Here is an 18,582-nt window from a genome sequence, read left to right as displayed (position 1 = left end):
GGTGTGCGGGCGGTCAGTGGCCCTGTTCGTCTCGGCGGCGCTGCCAGCGGGCCTCGATCCGCTCCATCATGGTGCGTCTGCGGCGCACCGGGCGGCGGCGCCTGGCCGCCGGACCGTGGCGCTCGCCCGGCTTGGGCGCCTTGCGCCAGCCGGTGACCGCGAGGACGGCACAGCCCAGCATGACGAGGAAGCCCACCACACTGATCCAGATGATCTGCGCGACCATACCGGCCATGAGGAGCGCGATACCCACGAGGAAACCCGCTACGGACTGGTAGACCCGCCGACGGGTGTACGTCCGCAGCCCGTTTCCCTCAAGCGCCGACGCGAACTTGGGATCTTCGGCGTACAGCGCTCGCTCCATTTGCTCGAGCATGCGCTGCTCGTGCTCCGAGAGCGGCACGGAGTCCTCCTCATCGTGCAGTCGCCGGGGCGACCCGGGGGGTCTTTTCAGGATAGGCAGGGAATCGCCCCCGTGAAACCCGCCCCTCTGCGCCTTCTGACCAACCGGAGCCGCCACGGCGTCCCGGCCCGCTGAAGCTTCCATTCCCCAACGGCCGACCCGTCATGCCGGTTCGGTGTACCTCGATCATACGGCGCAAACCCCTCGATCGGAGGGCTTGTGGCGTACTCCATCTGCCGACAAGCCGCTGATCAGCGGCGGGTCACCCGGGGCGCTCAGGCCCGCGGCGCCCCGGGTGTCTCACCGAGCACATGGATCTGCGTGGCCACGGAGTGGAAGGCGGGCAGCTCGGCCGCGGCGGCCTCCAGACGGAGCAGGGCGTCGAGCGCGCCGGGCTCGGTGTCCACCAGGACGCCGGGCACGAGGTCCGCGAAGACCCGTACGCCGTGCACCGCGGCGGCCCTGAGGCCCGCGCCCTCGACCAGCGCGGTCAGCTGCTCGGCGGTGAAGCGGTGCGGGACCGGGTCGCTCTCGCCCCAGCGGCCGTCGGGGTCCTGGAGGGCGTGCCGGGCCTCGGTGAAGTGACCGGCCAGGGCGCGGGCGAGGACGGCGCCGCCGAGCCCGGCGGCGAGCAGGCTGAGCACACCGCCGGGGCGCAGCGCGGCGACGGTGTTGCGGACGCCCTCGGCGGGGTCGTCGACGTACTCCAGGACGCCGTGGCACAGCACCGCGTCGTAGCCGCCCCGGTCGACCACGTCGAAGAGGCCGTGGGCGTCGCCCTGGACACCGCGCACCCGGTCGGCGACGCCCGCCTCGGCGGCCCGGCGCTCCAGGGCGAAGAGGGCGTTGGGGCTGGGGTCGACGACGGTGACGTGGTGGCCGAGCCGGGCGACCGGCACCGCGAACCGGCCGCTGCCGCCGCCGGTGTCGAGCACGTCCAGCACGTCCCGTCCCGAGGCCTTGACCTGGCGGTCCAGGGCGTCCCGGAGGACGTCCCACACCACGGCGGTACGGAGGGAGGCGCGGGGCATCGGGTCCGGCACGGCAGTTGACTCCTCGGCGCGGCACCGCCCGTTGCCCGGCGGCGCGAAAGGGGTTGCCTCCCCGGCCCGTCCCGGCGGGGTGGAGGCAGCAGGCCCTTCCACCCTATTGCCTGCGACCGCGCCCGGGTCACCCCCGGCGGCCTGCGCCGGAGCGCGTCTCGCGAGGTGGACACGGCCCGGGTCTCAGCCCCGCGCGCCCTCCTCTCCCCGGGTGCGGGGCAGCACCGGTCGCGGGAGCAGCATCCGCTCGACCAGTCGGATGAACAGCGCCACGTCGCGTATCAGGTCGTCGGCGTCGCGGGCGCTCGCCGCGCCCCTGATGCCCGCCTCGGCGCGGGCGCGGCGGGCCGCGCCGGAGGCGAACAGGGCGCTCCACTCGGTCAGTTCGGGGGCGATCTCGGGCAGCACCTCCCAGGCGCTGCGGATGCGGGCGCGGCGGCGGGGCGTGGGATCGGGCCTGCCGCGCGCGGCGAGGACGGCGGCGGCGGTGCGCAGGGCGGCGAGATGGGCCGTCGCGTAGCGCTCGTTGGGCGCCTCCTCGGCGACGGCCTCCGCCAGGGCGCTGCGGGCCTGGGCGAGCAGGGCGACGGCGGCGGGCGGCGCGGTGGCCCGGCGGACCACCGGGTGCACATCGCTCGCCGGGCCGCCGGGTGACGGGGCGGAGCCGGTGGCGCCGGGTCGCCGGGCTGCGGCTGAGGACGAGACGGCCATGACGAACCTCCTGTCGTCGGTGACGGCACGGATGCCATCGGTGCCCATCGTGACCCCTGCCACTGACAATCCGCCCCGACCTGCGCTTTCGCACCGATGCCGGGCATACGGAGAGGGCCCGGCCGCACCGCGTCACCGTCCTCCTCGCGGAGCGGACATCACCGGCCCCCTGGCCGGACGGTCATCACCGGCCCCGCGCGGGGGCGGACAGCGCTCGCCCTACCGCCGGACCGCCGAGATCAGTCCGCCGGGCCCCTCCTCGCGCCGCGCCGGGGTGGTGAGGGGGCGGCCGTAGGCGGCGGCGCGCTCGCGCAGGGTGTGGCCGCTCGCCTCCCAGCCGTGCCCGGCCAGCCAGCCCACCGGGTCGTCGGGCATCTCCGAGACCCACAGGGACGCCGCCGAGCCCGGCGCGGCGTCCGCGCCGAAGCGCTCGATGACGCCGCGCGAGCCGAGCGTCAGCCCCATCCGGCTGCCGGTCGCCGACCGCGCGCCGATCCGGGCCAGCAGCAGCTCCACCGCGTCCTCGGGCAGATAGATCAGCAGCCCTTCGGCGATCCACACGGTCGGGAGCGCCGGGTCGTGCCCCGCGGCGGCCAGCGCGCGGGGCCAGTCCTCCCGCAGGTCCACCGGGACGGTGATCCGCTCGCAGCGGGCGACGGCCCGCTCCTGGCGCAGCACCGAAGCCTTGAAGTCCAGCGGCACGGCGGTGTCGACCTCGAACAGCCGGGTGCCCTCGGGCCAGGCCATCCGGAAGGCCCGGCTGTCCATGCCCGCGCCGAGCAGCACGACCTGCCGGACCCCGGACGCGGACGCCTCCCGCAGCAGGTCGTCGAGGAACTTCGTCCTGATGACGATGGAGAACGCCACGCCAAGGCGACGGCGGCGCGCGGCCTCGTCGGCGGGCGGCGGCGAGGAGGGCCACAGACCACCGGCCGCGGCGAAGGCCCGTGCCAGCGGATCGCGGAACAGCGCGTTCTCCCGCTCGGTCTCCAGCGCCCGCACCCGGGCCACCCCCACCGCCGTGGCCCACACGCCCGACGGCCGCACCCGCTCCTGGTCCTCAGTCACCGCGCCAGCCTAGACCCGCGACAACACCCCCGCCGTTTCCCTCACTTCCGCCGTCCGGCATACTTTTGAACTGACCAGTCAGTTCAAAAACATGGGGGGCCTGTGGACGGCGTGGACGTCACGGCCGAGGAGTTCGGGGTCAAGGGGCCACGGGGGTGGGCCTTTCGGGGGGTCGGGTTCCGCGCGGAGGCGGGGTCGCTCGTCGCGGTCGCGGGGGCGTCCAGTTCCGGGCGGACCAGTCTGCTGCTCGCGCTCACGGGGCGGATGAAACCGAGCGCGGGGACGGCGGTCGTGGGCGGGCTCGCGCTGCCCCGGCGGATGGCGGCCGTACGGAAGATCAGCGCCGTGGCCAACATGGCCGGGGTCACCGATCTGGAGCCCGCGCTGACCGTCGCCGAGCATCTGCGCGAACGGGCGCTGCTGCAACGGCGGTTCGGGGAGTCCCTGCGCGAGGCCCTGCGTCCGCACCCGGACCGGGTGCACGAGGCGCGGCTGCGCGCCGACGCCGCGCTGGCCGCCGCCGGGCTCGACCCGGACACGCTGCCCAAGGGCTCGCGCACGCCCGTACGGGACCTGGAGCGGCTCGAGGCGCTGCGGCTGTCCGTCGCCCTCGCCCTCGTCGGCAGGCCCGGGCTGCTCGCGGTGGACGACGCGGAGCTGCGGCTCTCGGACGAGGAACGCGCCGAGGTGTGGACCCTGCTGCGCTCCGTCGCGCGCACCGGCACGACCGTCCTCGCGGTGTGCCGTACGGCCCCCGAGGACTGCGTGATCGTCTCCACGGACGCCGAGACCGGCACCGAGCCCGAGCCCGAAGACCAGAAGGCCCAGGACACCCAGGAAGCCCCCGAGCCCCGGAAGGAGGCGGACACCGATGCGCTCACCCCGGCTCGCCGCGCTTGAGCTGAGGCGGTTCGGGCGGGGGCGGCTCCCCCGCGCCGCCCTCGTCGCGCTGCTCCTGCTGCCCCTCCTCTACGGCGCGCTCTACCTGTGGTCGTTCTGGAACCCGTACGGCCGCCTGGACCGTGTCCCGGTCGCCCTCGTCAACGACGACAAGGGCACGACGGCCGCCGGGAAGCACCTCCATGCCGGTGACGACCTGGTGCGCGGGCTGCGCGACAGCGGCACCTTCGAGTGGCACGAGGTGAGCGACGCCGAGGCGCGTCAGGGGGTGGAGGACGGCACCTACTACCTCTCCCTGACGATGCCGTCGGACTTCAGCGCGCGGATCGCGTCCAGTGCGGGCGACTCGCCGGAGACGGGCGCGCTCCAGGTGCGTACGAACGACGCGAACAACTACATCGTCGGCCAGATCTCCCGGACCGTCTTCGCGGAGGTCCGCTCGGCCGCCTCCACCAAGGCGTCCCGGTCCTTCCTGGACAAGATCTTCGTGTCGTTCTCCACGATCCACGACAAGACGGTGACCGCCGCCGACGGAGCCGACACGCTCCAGCAGGGCCTCGGCAAGGCGGAGAAGGGCGCCAAGAAGCTCACCGACGGGCTGAGGGACGCCAACAGCGGCAGCGGCAAGCTGGCCACCGGCCTGACCAAGCTCACCAAGGGCTCGGCCGACCTGGCCGACGGCTCACGCCAGGTCGCGGACGGCACCCAGACCCTGGCCGACCGTGTCAACGGCGTCTACGCCAAGGCCGGTCCGTTCCTCAAGGACAACGAGAAGACGATCGGGGACACCGCGCGTCTGGTGGCCGACTCGGCCGACGCCGTGGACGACAACCTCGCCACCCTGGTGCGGCTCGCCCCGGGCGCGGCGAAGGCGGCCCACGCCTCCGCCGACGTACTGACCGAGATCCACCGCACCCGCTGCGAGAGCGCTCCGCTGCCCGACCCGGCCTGCCCGGACCTGAAGAAGGCCGAGCAGGCGGCCGAGGACGTGGCGAAGGTGGCCGACGACCTCAACACCGTGATCGCCGACCAGGACGGCGATCTGACGACCATGCGGACGAACCTGAAGACGCTGCGGACGCAGTCCCGCGCCCTCGCCGAGCGCGCCCCGCATCTGCACGAGGACCTGGCCGACGCCGTGGGCCGGATCAACAAGCTGAACGACGGCGCGGCCAAGGTCGCCGCAGGGGCCAGGAAGCTGCACACCGGCCTCGGCACCGCCGAAACCGGCGCGACCGCCCTGCACCGGGGCATCGGCACCGCCGAGTCGGGCGCCCGCAGCCTGGACGGCGGTCTGTACCGGCTCTCCGACGGCTCGGGGAAGCTCGCGGGCGGACTGCACTCCGGGGCGCGCAAGATCCCCGACTACGACCAGCACGACCGCGACGAGCGCACCGGCGTGATGGCCGACCCGGTGCGGCTCGCCTCGCACGATCTGCACCGGGCGCCCAACTACGGCACCGGTTTCGCGCCGTACTTCATCCCGCTGTCCCTGTGGGTGGGCGCCATGGTCGCCTACATGCTGCTGCCGCCGCTCAACCGGCGCGCCCTGGCCGCCGGTGCCCCGGCGCGGCGGATCGCCCCGGCGGGGTGGCTGCCGGTGGTCGCCGTCGGGGTGCTCCAGGTGCTGGCGCTGATGGCGGTGCTGCACTGGGGGATCGGGCTGGAATTGGCGCGTCCGGCGGGGACGGTCGGCTTCCTGTTCCTGGTCACGGCGTGCTTCGCGGCGATCGTGCAGTGGCTGAACGCCCGCTTCGGCGCGGCGGGCCGCATCCTCGTCCTCGCGCTGCTGATGCTCCAGCTGACCTCGGCGGGCGGCACGTACCCGGTGCAGACCAGTCCGGGCTTCTTCAACGCCATCCACCCGTTCCTGCCGATGAGTTACGTGGTCTCGGCGCTGCGCAGGCTGATCACGGGCGGCGGGCTCGGACCGGTGTGGCAGGCGTGCGCGGTGCTGATCGCGTTCACCGCCGGAGCCCTCGCGCTCACCGCGATCGCCGCCCGGCGCCGCCAGGTGTGGACCCTGGACCGGCTGCACCCCGAGCTGAGCCTGTGATCGACGGGCTCCCCGGGAAGGACCGGCACCCGCGCGTACCTGTGAGAATCGGGTCCATGGAAAGCACCAGCGCCACGTCCGGCGGCAGCACGCGCCGCGAGGCCACCCGGCAGAAGCTCTACGAGGCGGCCGTCACGCTCATCGCCGAGCAGGGTTTCTCCGCCACCACGGTGGACGAGATCGCGGAGCGCGCCGGGGTCGCGAAGGGCACGGTCTACTACAACTTCGCGAGCAAGTCCGTCCTCTTCGAGGAACTGCTGCGGCACGGGGTGGGGCTGCTGACCGCCTCGCTGCGGGAGGCGGCCGAGCGGACGGCGGCCCGGGGCGGCACCGGGGTGGACGCGCTGGACGCGATGATCCGGGCGGGCCTGGAGTTCATCGACCGCTACCCGGCCTTCACCCAGCTCTACGTGGCCGAGCTGTGGCGCACCAACCGCGCCTGGCAGTCCACGCTCATGGTGGTGCGCCAGGAGGCCGTCGCCGTGGTGGAGAACGTGCTGCGGGAGGGCGTCGCGGCGGGCGAGTTCAGCCCGGAGATCGATGTGCAGCTGACGGCCGCCGCGCTGGTCGGGATGGTGCTGGTGGCCGCCCTGGACTGGCAGGCGTTCCAGCCGGAGCGCTCGCTGGACGACGTGCACGCGGCGCTGTCCCGGCTGCTCCAGGGCCGGGTGAGCGGCACCCGCTGAACGGGCGGAGGGCGCCGGACCGTCGTCACGACGGTCCGGCGCCCTCCTGTTTCCCCCGTACTCCCCGTACGGTCCTTCCCGGTCCCCGTGGGCGGTCGGTCCACGGGCCCCCGTGTCTCGCTTCCGCCGACGGATCGGCGGAAGGAGCGGCAGGCGGGCGGGCGCCGTTCCGCCGCCCCGTGTCGGCGGTGCCGGGCCGCGCCCCCTTGCCGTGCCTCCACTCTCCCGCCCGGACGCCCTCCGGCCCATCCGCGCGGCTACTCATCTCGCCGTCTAGGTACGGATACTCAGCCGTCCGCACGCGAACCCGCCCCACGAGGCCGCGCGCTGGCTACGATCGCCTCCGTGTCCGTACTCCCCCTGGTCTTCACCAGCGGCTGGGCCAGCGGTGTCAACGCCTACGCGGTGGTGCTGCTGCTCGGCCTCTTCGGCCTGACCGGGGTGAGTGACGACGTCCCGCAGACGCTGCAGCGCCCCGAGGTGCTGATCGCGGCCGGTGTGCTGTTCCTCCTTGAGACGGTCGCCGACAAGATCCCGTACGTGGACTCGGTGTGGGACTCGGCGCACACGGTGATCCGGCCGCTCGCGGGCGCCTGGATCGGGGCGCTGCTCGCTGGGCACAGCGGTTCGCTCTCCGACGTGGCCGCCGGGCTGCTCGGCGGTTCGACGGCGCTGGCCAGCCATGCCGTGAAGGCCGGGACGCGGATGGCGGTCAACACCTCGCCCGAGCCGGTCAGCAACATCGTGCTGAGCCTCGCCGAGGATCTCGGGGTGGGCGGGATCGTGTCGTTCGCGATGTTCCATCCCGAGGCGGCGGCGATCGTCTGCGGGGTGCTGCTGATCTCCGGGCTTGTCGTGATGGTCTTCCTGGTCTCGCGCATCCGCCGCTTCCTGCGCCGCCGGGCCCAGCGCCGCGAGGAACGCAGGCTCGCCTCGCGGATGCAGGGGCCGCCCTAGGCCGGGGCCCTCTCCGGCCGGGTTGTCGGTGGGGGTCGGTAAAGTCGCGGTCATGGCACGGATTGTGGTGATCGGCGCCGGGATGGGCGCGATGGCGTGCGCCGCCCGGCTGGCCGTCGCGGGCCACCGGGTGACGGTGTACGAGCGGGGCGACACGTACGGCGGCGCGGTGCGCCGTTTCGAGCGGGACGGGTTCGCCTTCGACACCGGCCCGGGGCTGCTGCCGCTGCCCGCCGTCTACCGCGATCTGTTCCTGAAGACCGGCAAGGAGCCACTGGAGGACCTGGTCGAGCTGGTCCAGGTGGACCCGGCCGCCCGGCACGTCTTCGCGGACGGCACCCGGGTCGACCTGCCCAACGCCTCGCGCGCCGGAGTCGTCGCGGCTCTGGACGAGACGCTGGGCGCCGGGGCCGGACAGCGCTGGGGCGACTTCCTGGTCCGCGCCCGCGAAGCCTGGGACCGCACCCGCCGCCCGCTCCTCGAAGAACCCCTGTGGCCCAACTGGCAGGTGCTGGCCGAGCGCGAGCCCTACCCCTCGGTCCCGCACAAGAAGCTGCTGCGCACCCGCCGCGCCGCCACGCTCGCCGAGGTCGGCGCCTGGGAGCTGCGCGACGCCCGCCTGGCCGAGCTGCTGGCGAGCCACGCCCTCGCGTACGGCCTCGATCCGCGCACCGCCCCGGCGAGCGCGGCCGTGCTGCCGTACATGGAGCACGCCTTCGGCACCTGGTACGTGCGCGGCGGGATGCGCGAGCTGGCCCGCGCGGTGTACGAGCGGTGTGTGCGGCGCCGGGTGGAGTTCGTCTTCGGCGCCGAGGTGACCCGGGTGGTGGAGAAGGACGGCCGGGCGGCGGGCGTGGAGCTGGCCGACGGTTCGGCGGTCGAGGCCGACCAGGTCGTGGCGGGCGTGGACCCGGCGCTGCTGGGCGCGCTGACGGACCGTCCGCTGGACGGCGAGGGTGATGTCCCGGCCGGGCTCGCCCCCTCGGGTGCCGCCCGGTTCACCGTGCTGCTCGCCCTGCGCGGCGCCCGGGAGGCGGGCACCGCGCATCGCACGGTGGTGCATTCCCCGGACAGCGCGGCCGAGTCGGACTTCCTGGCCGCCCCGGGCGGCGCCGCGCAGCCGCGTCCCACGGTGACCGTGTACCGCCCCGGCGACCCCGCGCTCCGCCCGGACGACGCCCACGAGTCGGCCGTTCTCCGCGCGACCGTCCCGGTGGACGCGGGCTGGGAGGACCCGGAGCGGGCCGCCCGCACCACGGAGCTGATGCTCGACGCCGCGAGCGCGGCGATACCCGACCTGCGCGAACGCCTGCTCTGGCACGAGGTGGTGACCCCGGATCGGGCAGGCGCCGTACCCGCGCCCTCGCTCGCGGCGGGCGACGGCCGGTTCCTGCACCCCGCCAACTCCACGCGGCTGCCCGGTCTTTACCGGGTCGGCGGCTGGGCCCACCCCGGCGGCGGGCTGCCGCACGCGGGCATGTCGGGCGCGCTGGTGGCCGGACTCGTCGTGGAGGGGCCGGAGTTCCGCGGCTCGCGGTGAGCCGCGGACGCGCTCAGTAGCGGTACTGCTCGTCGTACCCGGCGTTCGGCTGCTGCTGCGGCTGCCCCTGGTAGGGATACGGCTGCTCCTGCGGGAGTTCGCCGCCGTACTCGTCGGTGCGCTGCTGCGGCACCCAGACGCCGCCGGCCGGGGTCTGGCCATCGCCGTAGCCACCGGTGCCGTAGGCGGTGTCCTGGCCGTAGGTCTGCTGGGTCTGCTGGGCGTACTGCTGCTGGCCGTAGCCGGAGGCGTCGTAGCCGCTGTAGTCCTGGGTCTGGGTGGCGGCGTACGGGTCCTGGTAGGTGCCGTAGCCCTGGGCGCCGGTGGTGGCGTCGTAGCCGTAGGACTGCTGCTGGGTCTGGTCGTAGCCCGAGTAGTCGTAGGCGTAGGCCTGTTCGCCGGTGGGCTGCTGCTGGGGGGCGGCCTGGGTCTGGTCGCCGTAGACGCCGTAGGAACCAGTGTCGTCGGGTATCGGCTGGGGCTCGTAGACGGTGGTCGTCTCGGCGGCGCCGGGCTCGGGCGCACGGACCGGGGTGAACACGTCGTCCCGGTCGTAGGCGTCGTCCTCGAAGTCGGCGCCCTCCCGGGCGGCGTAGGCGGGCGGCTCGTAGGAAGCCTCGGTGTCGCCGTCGGCGTCACCGGCGCCGAACACCGGGTCCTGGTACTCGCCCCGGCCGCCTCGGCGGCGCTTGGCGGGCGTCCCCTCCTCCGCGTCGTCGGGCCGCTTGACCGCCCAACCGGCCGCGAAGCCCTTGCGGAAGGAGAGCGTGACATAGGTCTGGCCGACCGCGAAGGCGATCGCGCCTATGCCGATGACGATCACGGACGGCAGCAGCACGCCGACCACGACGCCGAGGAATCCGGTGAACGCGAGCAGCCGCCAGCGCAGCCGCGCCTTGTACTGCAGCAGCACTTCGCCGAGCAACCACAGCGCGACGACGCCGAACGCGATGTAGAGGACCGTCCAGCCCATGTACGCCCCTCTCCCAGTGACCGTTACGCAGTGTGTCCTATGGCGGTGCGGCCGGTCTAGGCCCGCGGGGGGTGATGCAGGCCCAGGTTCTCGTAGATTTCCAGTGTCGCCGTGGAGTTGTTGAGCGTGATGAAGTGCAGTCCGGGCACTCCTTCTGCGAGCAGGCGCGCGCAGAACTCCGTGGCGAAGTCGATGCCAAGGGAGCGTACAGCCGCCGGGTCGTCCTTCGCCGCGAGGATCCGCTCTTTCAGCTCGGACGGGAAGACGGCGTTGCTGAGTTGTGGCAGTCGTTCCAGCATCCGCACGCTGGTGACCGGCAGGATCTCGGGGATCACGGGGGTCTCGCAGCCCGCCGCGGCGACCCGGTCGCGCAGCCGGAGATACGACTCGGGCTGGAAGAACATCTGTGTGATCGCGTAGTCGGCGCCCGCGCGGCACTTGTCCACGAAGTGGGACACATCGGTGTCCCAGTCGCTGGAGCGCGGGTGCATCTCGGGGAAGGCGGCGACGCCGACGCAGAAGTCCCCCGACTCCTTGATGAGCTGGACGAGTTCGGCGGCGTAGGTGAGCCCCTTGGGGTGCGCGACCCAGTCGCCCATGGGGTCGCCGGGCGGGTCGCCGCGCACGGCGAGCATGTTGCGGATGCCCGCGTCGGCGTACTGCCCGATGATGTTGCGCAGTTCGGCCACCGAGTGGTCCACGGCGGTGAGATGGGCGACCGGGGTGAGCGTCGTGTCCACGACGATCTGCTGGGTCTCCTTGACCGTGGTGGCCCGGGTGGAGCCGCCCGCGCCGTAGGTGACGGAGACGAAGTCGGGGGCGACCGCCTCGACCCGGCGCAGCGCGTCCCACAGGTTCCGCTCGCCCTTGGGGGTTTTCGGCGCGTAGAACTCGAAGGAGTACGCCGTCTTGCCGGTGGCGAGGATGTCCCGGACGGTCCGGGCGCGATCAGTCCTGGTGGATGCGGTTCCGAGGGCCATACCCGCAGGTTAGCCAGGGGGCGCCGGTCCCCCAACCGGGAACCGGCGATATGGCCGAATTGCCGGGCGCTTGTCCATCCCTTGGACACAAAAGGCCGTCGGAGGCGCCGTCTGCGGTGCCGGGCAGTGGCCCGTCAGACCTCGCGCAGCCGCTTGGCGAACTCCGCTGCCGCGGCCCCCGGGTCGTCGGCCTCGGTGAGCGCGCGGACCACGACCGCCCGGCGGGCGCCCGCCTCCAGCACCTGGTCGAGATTGCCGAGGTCGATGCCGCCGATGGCGAACCAGGGGCGGTCGGTGCCGAGCCCGGCGGTGTACCGGACGAGGTCCAGACCGGGCGCGGGGCGGCCCGGCTTGGTGGGGGTGGGCCAGCAGGGGCCGGTGCAGAAGTAGTCCACGCCGTCCTGGACGGCCGCCGCGGCGGCCTCGGCCGCGCTGTGGGTGGAGCGGCCGATCAGCACGTCGTCGCCGAGGATCGCGCGCGCGGCGGGGACCGGAAGGTCGCCCTGGCCCAGGTGGAGCACGTCGGCGCGGGCCGCGTGGGCCACGTCGGCGCGGTCGTTGACCGCGAGCAGCTTGCCGTGCCGGGCGCAGGCGTCCGCGAAGACCTCCAGGTGCGCCAGCTCCTCGGCGGCCTCCATGCCCTTGTCGCGCAGCTGCACGATGTCCACCCCGCCCGCGAGGACCGCGTCCAGGAACTCGGCGAGGTCGCCCTGCCGGGTCCGGGCGTCCGTGCAGAGGTAGAGCCGGGCGTCGGCGAGACGGGTGCGGGCGGTGTCGGACATGCGGTGGTCCCCCGGGGGTCGGTCGGCGGTACGGGCCCGCAGGTCACGGGCGTATGGGTGCGGTCTGTGCAGCACGGGCACGTTGCGTGGCCAAGAGGTGCGTGGCCAGGACCCGTGGGCGGCGGGCACACCCCAGGGCCACGGCCCATGGGTCACGGGCATGTGGTGCGGACGGCGTACGGGCGGTCAGCCGGTACGCCGTCCGGCGGTGCGGTGGGTCAGACGGCGAGCGCCTGGGCCCGGCGCTTCACCTCCGTGCCGCGATTCTCGCTCAGGGCCTGGGCGGGGGTGCCCGGCAGGGAGGGGTCGGGGGTGAACAGCCATTCGATCATTTCTTCGACCGTGAAGCCGTCGTCCCGCAGGAGCGTCAAGGTGCCGGTCAGGCCCTTGACGACCTTGTCCCCGTCGATGAAGGCGGCGGGGACGTGCAGCGCCCGGTTCTCACCACGGCGTACGGCGATGATCTGGCCTTCCTTGACCAGCTGCCGCACACGCGTCACCTCGACGCCGAGCTGTTCGGCGATGTCGGGGAGGGTGAGCCAGGCGGGGACGAGAGCATCGATCTTTGCGTCAATCTCGGTCACAGGACCAAGCCTGCCATCCTCTGCCGACGGGAGGAAACCAGGACGGTCCGCCCGGGTCGCCCCAAAGCCCGGCCGAGGCCGCCCCGACCGGCCCCTCCCCCGGGCCGTGGCTACCCCGCCACCGCCTCCTTCAGCGGTCGCGCCGGGTCCGCCAGGACGCCCGCGTCCAGGGTGCGGCCCGACTCGATCAGCCGTCGCCCCTGGGCGAGATCGCGCGGTCGGCCGACGGCCAGCAGGGCGACGAGGCGGTCCTCGCGCAGCCAGCACAGGGTCCAGGCCGCGTCCTCCGGCTCGCCGCGCCAGACCGCGCGGTCGGCGGCCAGGTGGTGGCCCGCGTACTGCACGAACCGGCCGAACTGCTCCGACCAGAAGTACGGCACCGGGTCGTAGGGCGCGGTCCCGGCCTCCAGGATGTCGGCGGCGACCGTGCGCGGGCCCTGGAGGGCGTTGTCCCAGTGGTGGACGAGCAGCCGCTCGCCGTAGCGGGCCGAGGGGAAGGAGACGCAGTCGCCGACCGCGTACACGTCCTCGGCCGAGGTGCGCAGCCGGTCGTCGGCCAGGACCTCGCCGTGCTCGCCCAGCTCGATGCCCGACCCGGCGAGCCACGCGGTGGCCGGGCGGGCGCCGATGCCGACCACGACGGCCCCGGCGGGCAGCCGCGCGCCGTCGGAGAGCACCACGGCGCCGGGCTCGACGCGCGCCACGCGGGCGCCGGTGCGCAGCTCGACGCCCGCCGCCGCGTACCAGTCGGCCATCGGGGCGGCGGCCTGCTCGGGCAGCGCCTCGGCCAGCGGCCGGTCGGCGGCCTCGACGACGGTGACCGCGCAGCCCGCCTCGCGGGCGGCGGTGGCGAACTCGGCGCCGATCCAGCCCGCGCCCACCACGACGACGTCGTGCTGTCCGGCGAGGACCGGGCGCAGCCGTGTGGCGTCGTCCAGGGTGCGCAGCAGATGCACGTCGGGCGCGTCGTCGGTGCCGGGCAGCCGGACGGCCTCGGCGCCGGTGGCGAGGACCAGCGCGTCGTAGGCGACAGGGCCGGTCTCGGTGTCCACCTCGTGGTCGGCGGGGCGCACACCGACCGCCTCGACGCCGAGCCTGAGGTCGATGCCGAGCGAGGCGAAGTCCACGTCGAAGGCGGAGTCCTCGGCCTTGCCGAGAAGGAGGCCCTTGGACAGGGGCGGCCGGTCGTACGGCTTGTGCGGCTCGGCGCCGATCAGGGTGATGGTCCCGTCGAAGCCCTGCTCGCGCAGGGCGACCGCGGTCTGCACCCCGGCCATGCCCGCTCCGACGACGACCACGCGCCGCCCGCCCGCCGCGCTCTCCCGCGCTGTCTGCTCGCTCACCCGGCCACCATAGACGGCCGTGCGATCACCGGCGCCGACCCGGCCCGCGCGCCCGGGGCCGACATACCGGTGCCCTGGGCCGAGGACTAGGGTGGCCACCGTAGAAAGCACTCGCGGGAGCCCGGACGCACCGGGCTGAGAGGGAGGCTGGCGGCCTCCGACCGTACGAACCTGATCCGGGTCATGCCGGCGAAGGGAGGGGCTGGACGCCCATGCACGCACGTAGGTCCGGACAACCCGGTGCGCACGGCCGCGGGACGCCCGGCGCGGCGGCCACGAGCGACGTGCTCGTGATCGGCGGCGGGATCATTGGCCTGGTCACGGCCTGGCGGGCCGCGCTGCGCGGGCTCTCCGTCACGGTGGTGGACCCCGAGCCAGGCGGCGGGGCCGCGCGGGTCGCGGCGGGGATGCTGGCCGCCGTCACCGAGCTGCACTACGGCGAGGAGGCGCTGCTCGCGCTCAACCTGGAGTCGGCCCGCCGCTATCCGGGCTTCGCCGCCGAGCTGACGGAGGCGACCGGGCTCGGCCTCGGCTACCGCCGCTGCGGCACCCTCGCGGTCGCGCTCGACGCCGACGACCGCGCCCACCTGCGCGCACTGCACGCGCTCCAGCTCCGCTCGGGCCTGGAGTCGGAGTGGCTGACCGGGCGCGAGTGCCGCCGTCTGGAGCCGATGCTGGCGCCCGGTGTGCGCGGCGGGCTCCGGGTGGACGGGGACCACCAGATCGACCCGAGACGGCTCGCCACGGCCCTCGTGCTGGCCTGCGAGCGGGCCGGGGTGGTGTTCCACCGGGCCTGGGCCGCGCGGCTCGACATGGCCGGTGAGCGCGCCGTCGGGGTCACCGGCGAGGACGGCACCGTGCTGCACGCCCCTCAGGTGGTCCTCGCGGGCGGCAGCACCAGCGGACGGCTCACCGGTGTCCCCGAGGACGTGCTGCCGCCGGTGCGTCCGGTCAAGGGCCAGGTGCTGCGGCTGACCGTGCCGCCGCGCCACGCGCCGTTCCTGAGCCGGACCGTACGGGCCGTGGTGCGCGGCGGCCATGTCTATCTGGTGCCCCGCGAGAACGGCGAGCTGGTCGTCGGCGCCACCACCGAGGAGCAGGGCTGGGACACCACGGTGACCGCGGGCGGGGTGTACGAGCTGCTGCGCGACGCCCATGAGCTGGTGCCCGGGATCACCGAGCTGCCGCTGACCGAGACCGGCGCAGGGCTGCGCCCCGGCTCCCCCGACAACGCCCCGCTGCTCGGCCCCTCGGGCCTGGACGGGCTGCTCCTGGCCACCGGGCACCACCGCAACGGCGTGCTGCTCACGCCCGTCACCGGCGACGTCATGGCGGACCTGCTGACCGGGGCCGAACCGCCGGAGGCCGCGCGCCCGTTCACCCCGGCCCGGTTCGCCGCCACCACCGCCACCGCGCCCGCAGCCGCCGTATCCACCCCCCTGGAGCACTCCGCATGAACATCTCCGTCAACGGGGAGCCCCGCGAGGTGGCCCCCGGCACCGCGCTCGACGCCCTGGTGCGGACCCTGACCCCGGCCCCCTCCGGAGTGGCCGCCGCCCTCAACGAGACCGTCGTCCCGCGCACCCGCTGGGCCGAGACCGGCCTCACCGAGGGCGACCGGGTCGAGGTGCTGACCGCCGTGCAGGGAGGCTGAAAAAATGAGCGACGACCCCCTGGTCATCGGCGGTCTGACCCTGAACTCCCGGCTGATCATGGGCACCGGCGGCGCGCCCAGCCTGGACGTCCTGGAGCGCGCCCTGACCGCCTCCGGCACCGAGCTGACCACGGTCGCCATGCGCCGCGTCGACCCGGGCACCCACGGCTCGGTCCTCTCCGTCCTGGAGAAGCTGGACGTACGGGTGCTGCCGAACACGGCGGGCTGCTACACCGCCGGGGAGGCCGTGCTCACCGCCCGCCTCGCCCGCGAGGCGCTGGGCACCGACCTGGTGAAGCTGGAGGTCATCGCGGACGAGCGGACCCTGCTGCCGGACCCGGTGGAGACCCTGGAGGCCGCCGAGACCCTGGTGGACGACGGTTTCACCGTGCTGCCGTACACCAACGACGACCCGGTGCTCGCCCGCAAGCTTCAGGACGTGGGCTGCGCGGCCGTCATGCCGCTGGGCTCCCCCATCGGCTCGGGGCTCGGCATCCGCAACCCGCACAACTTCCAGCTGATCACGGAGCACGCGCGCGTGCCGGTGATCCTGGACGCGGGGGCGGGTACGGCCTCGGACGTGGCGCTGGCGATGGAGCTGGGGTGCGCGGGGGTGATGCTGGCCTCGGCCGTCACCCGGGCGCAGGAACCGGAGACCATGGCCGCCGCGATGCGGCACGCGGTGCTTGCCGGACGGCTGGCGCGGCTGGCCGGGCGCATCCCGCGCAGGCACTTCGCCGAGGCGTCCTCGCCGGTGGAGGGGCGCGCGCACCTGGACCCCGAGCGCCCCGCGTTCGGCTGAGTGCCTCGTCACAGCTCTGCCGCAATCCGTCCCCGCAGCCTCTTCCGGGACGGGAGTGCCGGTCGTCCCTCGTAGACTCCTTGCCGTGGATGCAACGCTTCAGGACCCCCTTGTCGGGCAGGTGCTCGACGGCCGCTATCGCGTCGACGCGCGGATCGCCGTCGGCGGGATGGCCACGGTCTACCGGGCCCTGGACATGCGCCTGGACCGGGTGCTCGCCGTCAAGGTGATGCACCCGGCGCTGGCCGCCGACGGGGCGTTCGTGGAGCGCTTCATCCGGGAGGCCAAGTCGGTCGCCCGGCTCTCCCACCCCAACGTGGTGCAGGTCTTCGACCAGGGCACCGACCGGTCGTACGTCTATCTGGCGATGGAGTACGTCGCCGGGTGCACCCTGCGGGACGTGCTGCGCGAGCGCGGAGCGCTGCGCCCGCGGGCCGCGCTCGACATCCTGGAGCCGGTGCTGGCCGCGCTCGGCGCCGCGCACCGGGCCGGTTTCGTGCACCGGGACATGAAGCCCGAGAACGTGCTGATAGGGGACGACGGCCGGGTCAAGGTCGCCGACTTCGGCCTGGTGCGCTCGGTGGACACCGTGACCAGCACGACCGGCGCCGTGCTCGGCACCGTCTCCTACCTGGCCCCGGAGCAGATCGAGCGGGGCGCCGCCGATCCGCGCGTGGACGTGTACGCGTGCGGTGTCGTGCTCTACGAGATGCTGACCGGCGCCAAGCCGCACTCCGGGGACTCCCCCGCCCAGGTGATCTACCAGCATCTGAACGAGGACGTGCCCCCGCCGTCGGCGCTGGTCCCCGGGCTCGCGCCCGAGCTGGACGCGCTGGTGGCCACCGCGACCGCGCGCACGCCCGCCGGGCGCCCCGCCGACGCGGCGGCCCTGCTCGGCGAGGTGCTGCGGGTGCGCTCCGCGCTCACCGAGGCCCAGCTCGACGCCGAGCCGCCGGGCGCGCTCACGGCCGGGCACGACAACGCCGAGGACCGTACGAGCGTGATCCCGCGCTCGCTGACCGTGCCGCGTCCGCTGCCGGTGGGCGAGCCGGACGGCGCCCCGGGCGGCGACGTGCAGTACACGGCCCGGCTCGGGGCCGACGCCCTGCCGCCCCGGCGCACCGCCTCCCGGCCCCGGCGCGGGGTGCTCGCGCTGGTCGCCGCCCTGGTGGTGCTGTTCGTCGGGGCGGGCGTCTGGTACGTCAACGCGGGCCAGTTCACCAAGGTCCCGCCGCTGCTGTCGCGCACCGAGGCGCAGGCCAAGGAGCGGCTCGAGTCGGCCGGTCTGAACGTGGGCAAGGTGCGCCACGCCTACAGCGACGCCGTGGAGCGGGGCCAGGTGATCGGCTCCGACCCGTCGGTGGGCGCCCGGATCCGCGACCACGGTTCGGTGGGCCTGACGATCTCGCTGGGCCCGCGGACGGTGAAGGTGCCGGACCTGACCGGCCGCACCCTGGCCACGGCACGGGACCGGCTGAAGTCGGCCGGTCTGGAGCCGGGCATGGTGACCCGGGAGTTCAGCGACGAGGTCGCGCGCGGCTCGGTGATCTCCACGGCCCCGGACGCGGGCACCGAGCGGCGCGCGGGCTCCGCGATCGCGCTGGTCGTCAGCAAGGGCCGCGAGGTGGACGTCCCGGACGTGACCGGCGAGAGCCTGGACGACGCCGCCCAGGATCTGACCGACGCGGGCCTGAAGGTGAAGGTCGCCCCGGAGCGGGTGCACTCCTCCGAGTACGACAAGGACGAGGTGGTCCGGCAGACACCGGCCGAGGGCACCGCGGCCGAGGGCGACACGGTGACGCTGACCCTGTCCAAGGGCCCCGAGATGGTGGAGGTCCCGGACGTGACGGGGCAGGACGTGGACAGCGCGAAGAGGACGCTGGAGGCGGCCGGGTTCGAGGTCGACGAGGACCGGGGTCTGCTGGGCCTGTTCGGCGACAAGGTGCGCGGGCAGTCCGTGGCGGGCGGCGACAAGGCGCCCAAGGGCTCGACGATCACCCTGACCATCCGCTGACCAGCGGCCCCGTCCGGTCACCGGTGCCTTCCGGTGACCGGTCTCACCGCCCTGGGCGGTCCGGCGGCCGGGCCCGGCGTGACACC

Annotated in this window: 18 protein-coding genes and 1 riboswitch; of the genes, 9 read left to right on the top strand and 9 right to left on the bottom strand. The window is 74.3% G+C overall.

What is annotated here, in order from left to right; all coding sequences use genetic code 11:
• Positions 1-13: 13 nt before the first annotated feature.
• From B079_RS0109670 to B079_RS0109655, 4 genes are all read right to left on the bottom strand, one after another.
• On the bottom strand, positions 14-403 hold the full coding sequence (locus B079_RS0109670; RefSeq protein WP_018545590.1) for a DUF3040 domain-containing protein: 390 nt from the start codon (positions 401-403) through the stop codon (positions 14-16).
• A 275-nt stretch (positions 404-678) separates the two neighbouring features.
• Positions 679-1,446, bottom strand: a complete 768-nt coding sequence (locus B079_RS0109665) for a class I SAM-dependent methyltransferase (RefSeq protein WP_018545589.1) — start codon at positions 1,444-1,446, stop codon at positions 679-681.
• A 183-nt stretch (positions 1,447-1,629) separates the two neighbouring features.
• Entirely contained in the window at positions 1,630-2,157 is a 528-nt protein-coding gene (locus B079_RS0109660; protein ID WP_018545588.1) for an SAV_6107 family HEPN domain-containing protein, read from the bottom strand.
• A 219-nt stretch (positions 2,158-2,376) separates the two neighbouring features.
• A complete protein-coding gene (locus B079_RS0109655) occupies positions 2,377-3,189 on the bottom strand; it encodes a class I SAM-dependent methyltransferase (RefSeq protein ID WP_018545587.1) in 813 nt (270 codons plus the stop codon).
• 138 nt (positions 3,190-3,327) lie between these two features.
• On the opposite strand from B079_RS0109655, the gene B079_RS0109650 reads away from it, so the two are divergent.
• From B079_RS0109650 to B079_RS0109630, 5 genes are all read left to right on the top strand, one after another.
• Positions 3,328-4,125: an ATP-binding cassette domain-containing protein gene (locus B079_RS0109650; RefSeq protein ID WP_018545586.1), complete on the top strand. Its 798-nt coding sequence runs from the start codon at positions 3,328-3,330 to the stop codon at positions 4,123-4,125.
• Complete coding sequence (locus tag B079_RS0109645) at positions 4,097-6,181, top strand: YhgE/Pip domain-containing protein (protein WP_018545585.1); 2,085 nt, start codon at positions 4,097-4,099, stop codon at positions 6,179-6,181. Before B079_RS0109650 ends, B079_RS0109645 begins: the two co-directional genes overlap by 29 nt.
• A gap of 56 nt (positions 6,182-6,237) precedes the next feature.
• Positions 6,238-6,867 carry a TetR/AcrR family transcriptional regulator gene (locus B079_RS0109640; protein WP_018545584.1) on the top strand — a complete coding sequence of 210 codons (630 nt, stop codon included), beginning with the start codon at positions 6,238-6,240 and terminating at the stop codon, positions 6,865-6,867.
• A 345-nt stretch (positions 6,868-7,212) separates the two neighbouring features.
• Positions 7,213-7,824, top strand: a complete 612-nt coding sequence (locus B079_RS0109635; protein WP_018545583.1) for a DUF4126 domain-containing protein — start codon at positions 7,213-7,215, stop codon at positions 7,822-7,824.
• Positions 7,825-7,876: 52 nt separating this feature from the next.
• Entirely contained in the window at positions 7,877-9,364 is a 1,488-nt protein-coding gene (locus B079_RS0109630) for a phytoene desaturase family protein (protein ID WP_199779891.1), read from the top strand.
• A 13-nt stretch (positions 9,365-9,377) separates the two neighbouring features.
• Here the strand turns inward: B079_RS0109630 and B079_RS0109625 are convergent, their stop codons facing one another.
• The 5 genes from B079_RS0109625 to B079_RS0109605 all read right to left on the bottom strand — a co-directional run bounded on the left by B079_RS0109625 (position 9,378) and on the right by B079_RS0109605 (position 14,026).
• Complete coding sequence (locus B079_RS0109625; protein WP_018545581.1) at positions 9,378-10,337, bottom strand: hypothetical protein; 960 nt, start codon at positions 10,335-10,337, stop codon at positions 9,378-9,380.
• A gap of 56 nt (positions 10,338-10,393) precedes the next feature.
• Positions 10,394-11,317, bottom strand: coding sequence for a methylenetetrahydrofolate reductase [NAD(P)H] (metF, locus tag B079_RS0109620; RefSeq protein WP_018545580.1), 924 nt, complete (start codon positions 11,315-11,317; stop codon positions 10,394-10,396).
• Between the two features lie 134 nt (positions 11,318-11,451).
• Complete coding sequence (thiE, locus tag B079_RS0109615) at positions 11,452-12,099, bottom strand: thiamine phosphate synthase (RefSeq protein ID WP_018545579.1); 648 nt, start codon at positions 12,097-12,099, stop codon at positions 11,452-11,454.
• Positions 12,100-12,317: 218 nt separating this feature from the next.
• The gene (locus B079_RS0109610; RefSeq protein WP_018545578.1) at positions 12,318-12,683 is read right to left on the bottom strand and encodes an Rv2175c family DNA-binding protein; all 366 of its coding nucleotides are present in this window, start codon (positions 12,681-12,683) and stop codon (positions 12,318-12,320) included.
• 110 nt (positions 12,684-12,793) lie between these two features.
• Positions 12,794-14,026, bottom strand: a complete 1,233-nt coding sequence (locus B079_RS0109605) for an NAD(P)/FAD-dependent oxidoreductase (protein WP_078495890.1) — start codon at positions 14,024-14,026, stop codon at positions 12,794-12,796.
• Between the two features lie 103 nt (positions 14,027-14,129).
• Positions 14,130-14,241, top strand: a riboswitch (TPP riboswitch).
• Here B079_RS0109605 and thiO point away from each other — a divergent pair.
• From thiO to pknB, 4 genes are all read left to right on the top strand, one after another.
• A complete protein-coding gene (gene thiO / locus B079_RS0109600; protein ID WP_051095022.1) occupies positions 14,239-15,483 on the top strand; it encodes a glycine oxidase ThiO in 1,245 nt (414 codons plus the stop codon). (Overlaps the previous riboswitch by 3 nt.)
• On the top strand, positions 15,480-15,680 hold the full coding sequence (gene thiS / locus B079_RS0109595; protein ID WP_018545575.1) for a sulfur carrier protein ThiS: 201 nt from the start codon (positions 15,480-15,482) through the stop codon (positions 15,678-15,680). Before thiO ends, thiS begins: the two co-directional genes overlap by 4 nt.
• A gap of 4 nt (positions 15,681-15,684) precedes the next feature.
• Entirely contained in the window at positions 15,685-16,482 is a 798-nt protein-coding gene (locus B079_RS0109590; RefSeq protein WP_018545574.1) for a thiazole synthase, read from the top strand.
• Positions 16,483-16,567: 85 nt separating this feature from the next.
• Positions 16,568-18,496: a Stk1 family PASTA domain-containing Ser/Thr kinase gene (gene pknB, locus B079_RS0109585; RefSeq protein ID WP_026248519.1), complete on the top strand. Its 1,929-nt coding sequence runs from the start codon at positions 16,568-16,570 to the stop codon at positions 18,494-18,496.
• The last annotated feature ends 86 nt before the right edge of the window (positions 18,497-18,582 follow it).

The sequence above is a fragment of the Streptomyces sp. LaPpAH-108 genome, from assembly GCF_000373625.1.
Classification (GTDB): domain Bacteria; phylum Actinomycetota; class Actinomycetes; order Streptomycetales; family Streptomycetaceae; genus Streptomyces.
The sequence above is the reverse complement of the archived record's forward strand: the minus strand, read 5'-3'. Positions and strand labels throughout refer to the sequence as shown.

What these genes read in the sequence shown, in the direction of transcription:
- B079_RS0109640 (WP_018545584.1), top strand. Translation starts at nt 6,238, where the DNA reads ATGGAAAGCACCAGCGCCACGTCCGGCGGCAGCACGCGCCGCGAGGCC.
- thiO (WP_051095022.1), top strand. Translation starts at nt 14,239, where the DNA reads ATGCACGCACGTAGGTCCGGACAACCCGGTGCGCACGGCCGCGGGACG.
- thiE (WP_018545579.1), bottom strand. Translation starts at nt 12,099, where the DNA reads ATGTCCGACACCGCCCGCACCCGTCTCGCCGACGCCCGGCTCTACCTC.
- B079_RS0109645 (WP_018545585.1), top strand. Translation starts at nt 4,097, where the DNA reads ATGCGCTCACCCCGGCTCGCCGCGCTTGAGCTGAGGCGGTTCGGGCGG.
- B079_RS0109625 (WP_018545581.1), bottom strand. Translation starts at nt 10,337, where the DNA reads ATGGGCTGGACGGTCCTCTACATCGCGTTCGGCGTCGTCGCGCTGTGG.
- metF (WP_018545580.1), bottom strand. Translation starts at nt 11,317, where the DNA reads ATGGCCCTCGGAACCGCATCCACCAGGACTGATCGCGCCCGGACCGTC.
- B079_RS0109660 (WP_018545588.1), bottom strand. Translation starts at nt 2,157, where the DNA reads ATGGCCGTCTCGTCCTCAGCCGCAGCCCGGCGACCCGGCGCCACCGGC.
- B079_RS0109630 (WP_199779891.1), top strand. Translation starts at nt 7,877, where the DNA reads ATGGCACGGATTGTGGTGATCGGCGCCGGGATGGGCGCGATGGCGTGC.
- B079_RS0109590 (WP_018545574.1), top strand. Translation starts at nt 15,685, where the DNA reads ATGAGCGACGACCCCCTGGTCATCGGCGGTCTGACCCTGAACTCCCGG.
- thiS (WP_018545575.1), top strand. Translation starts at nt 15,480, where the DNA reads ATGAACATCTCCGTCAACGGGGAGCCCCGCGAGGTGGCCCCCGGCACC.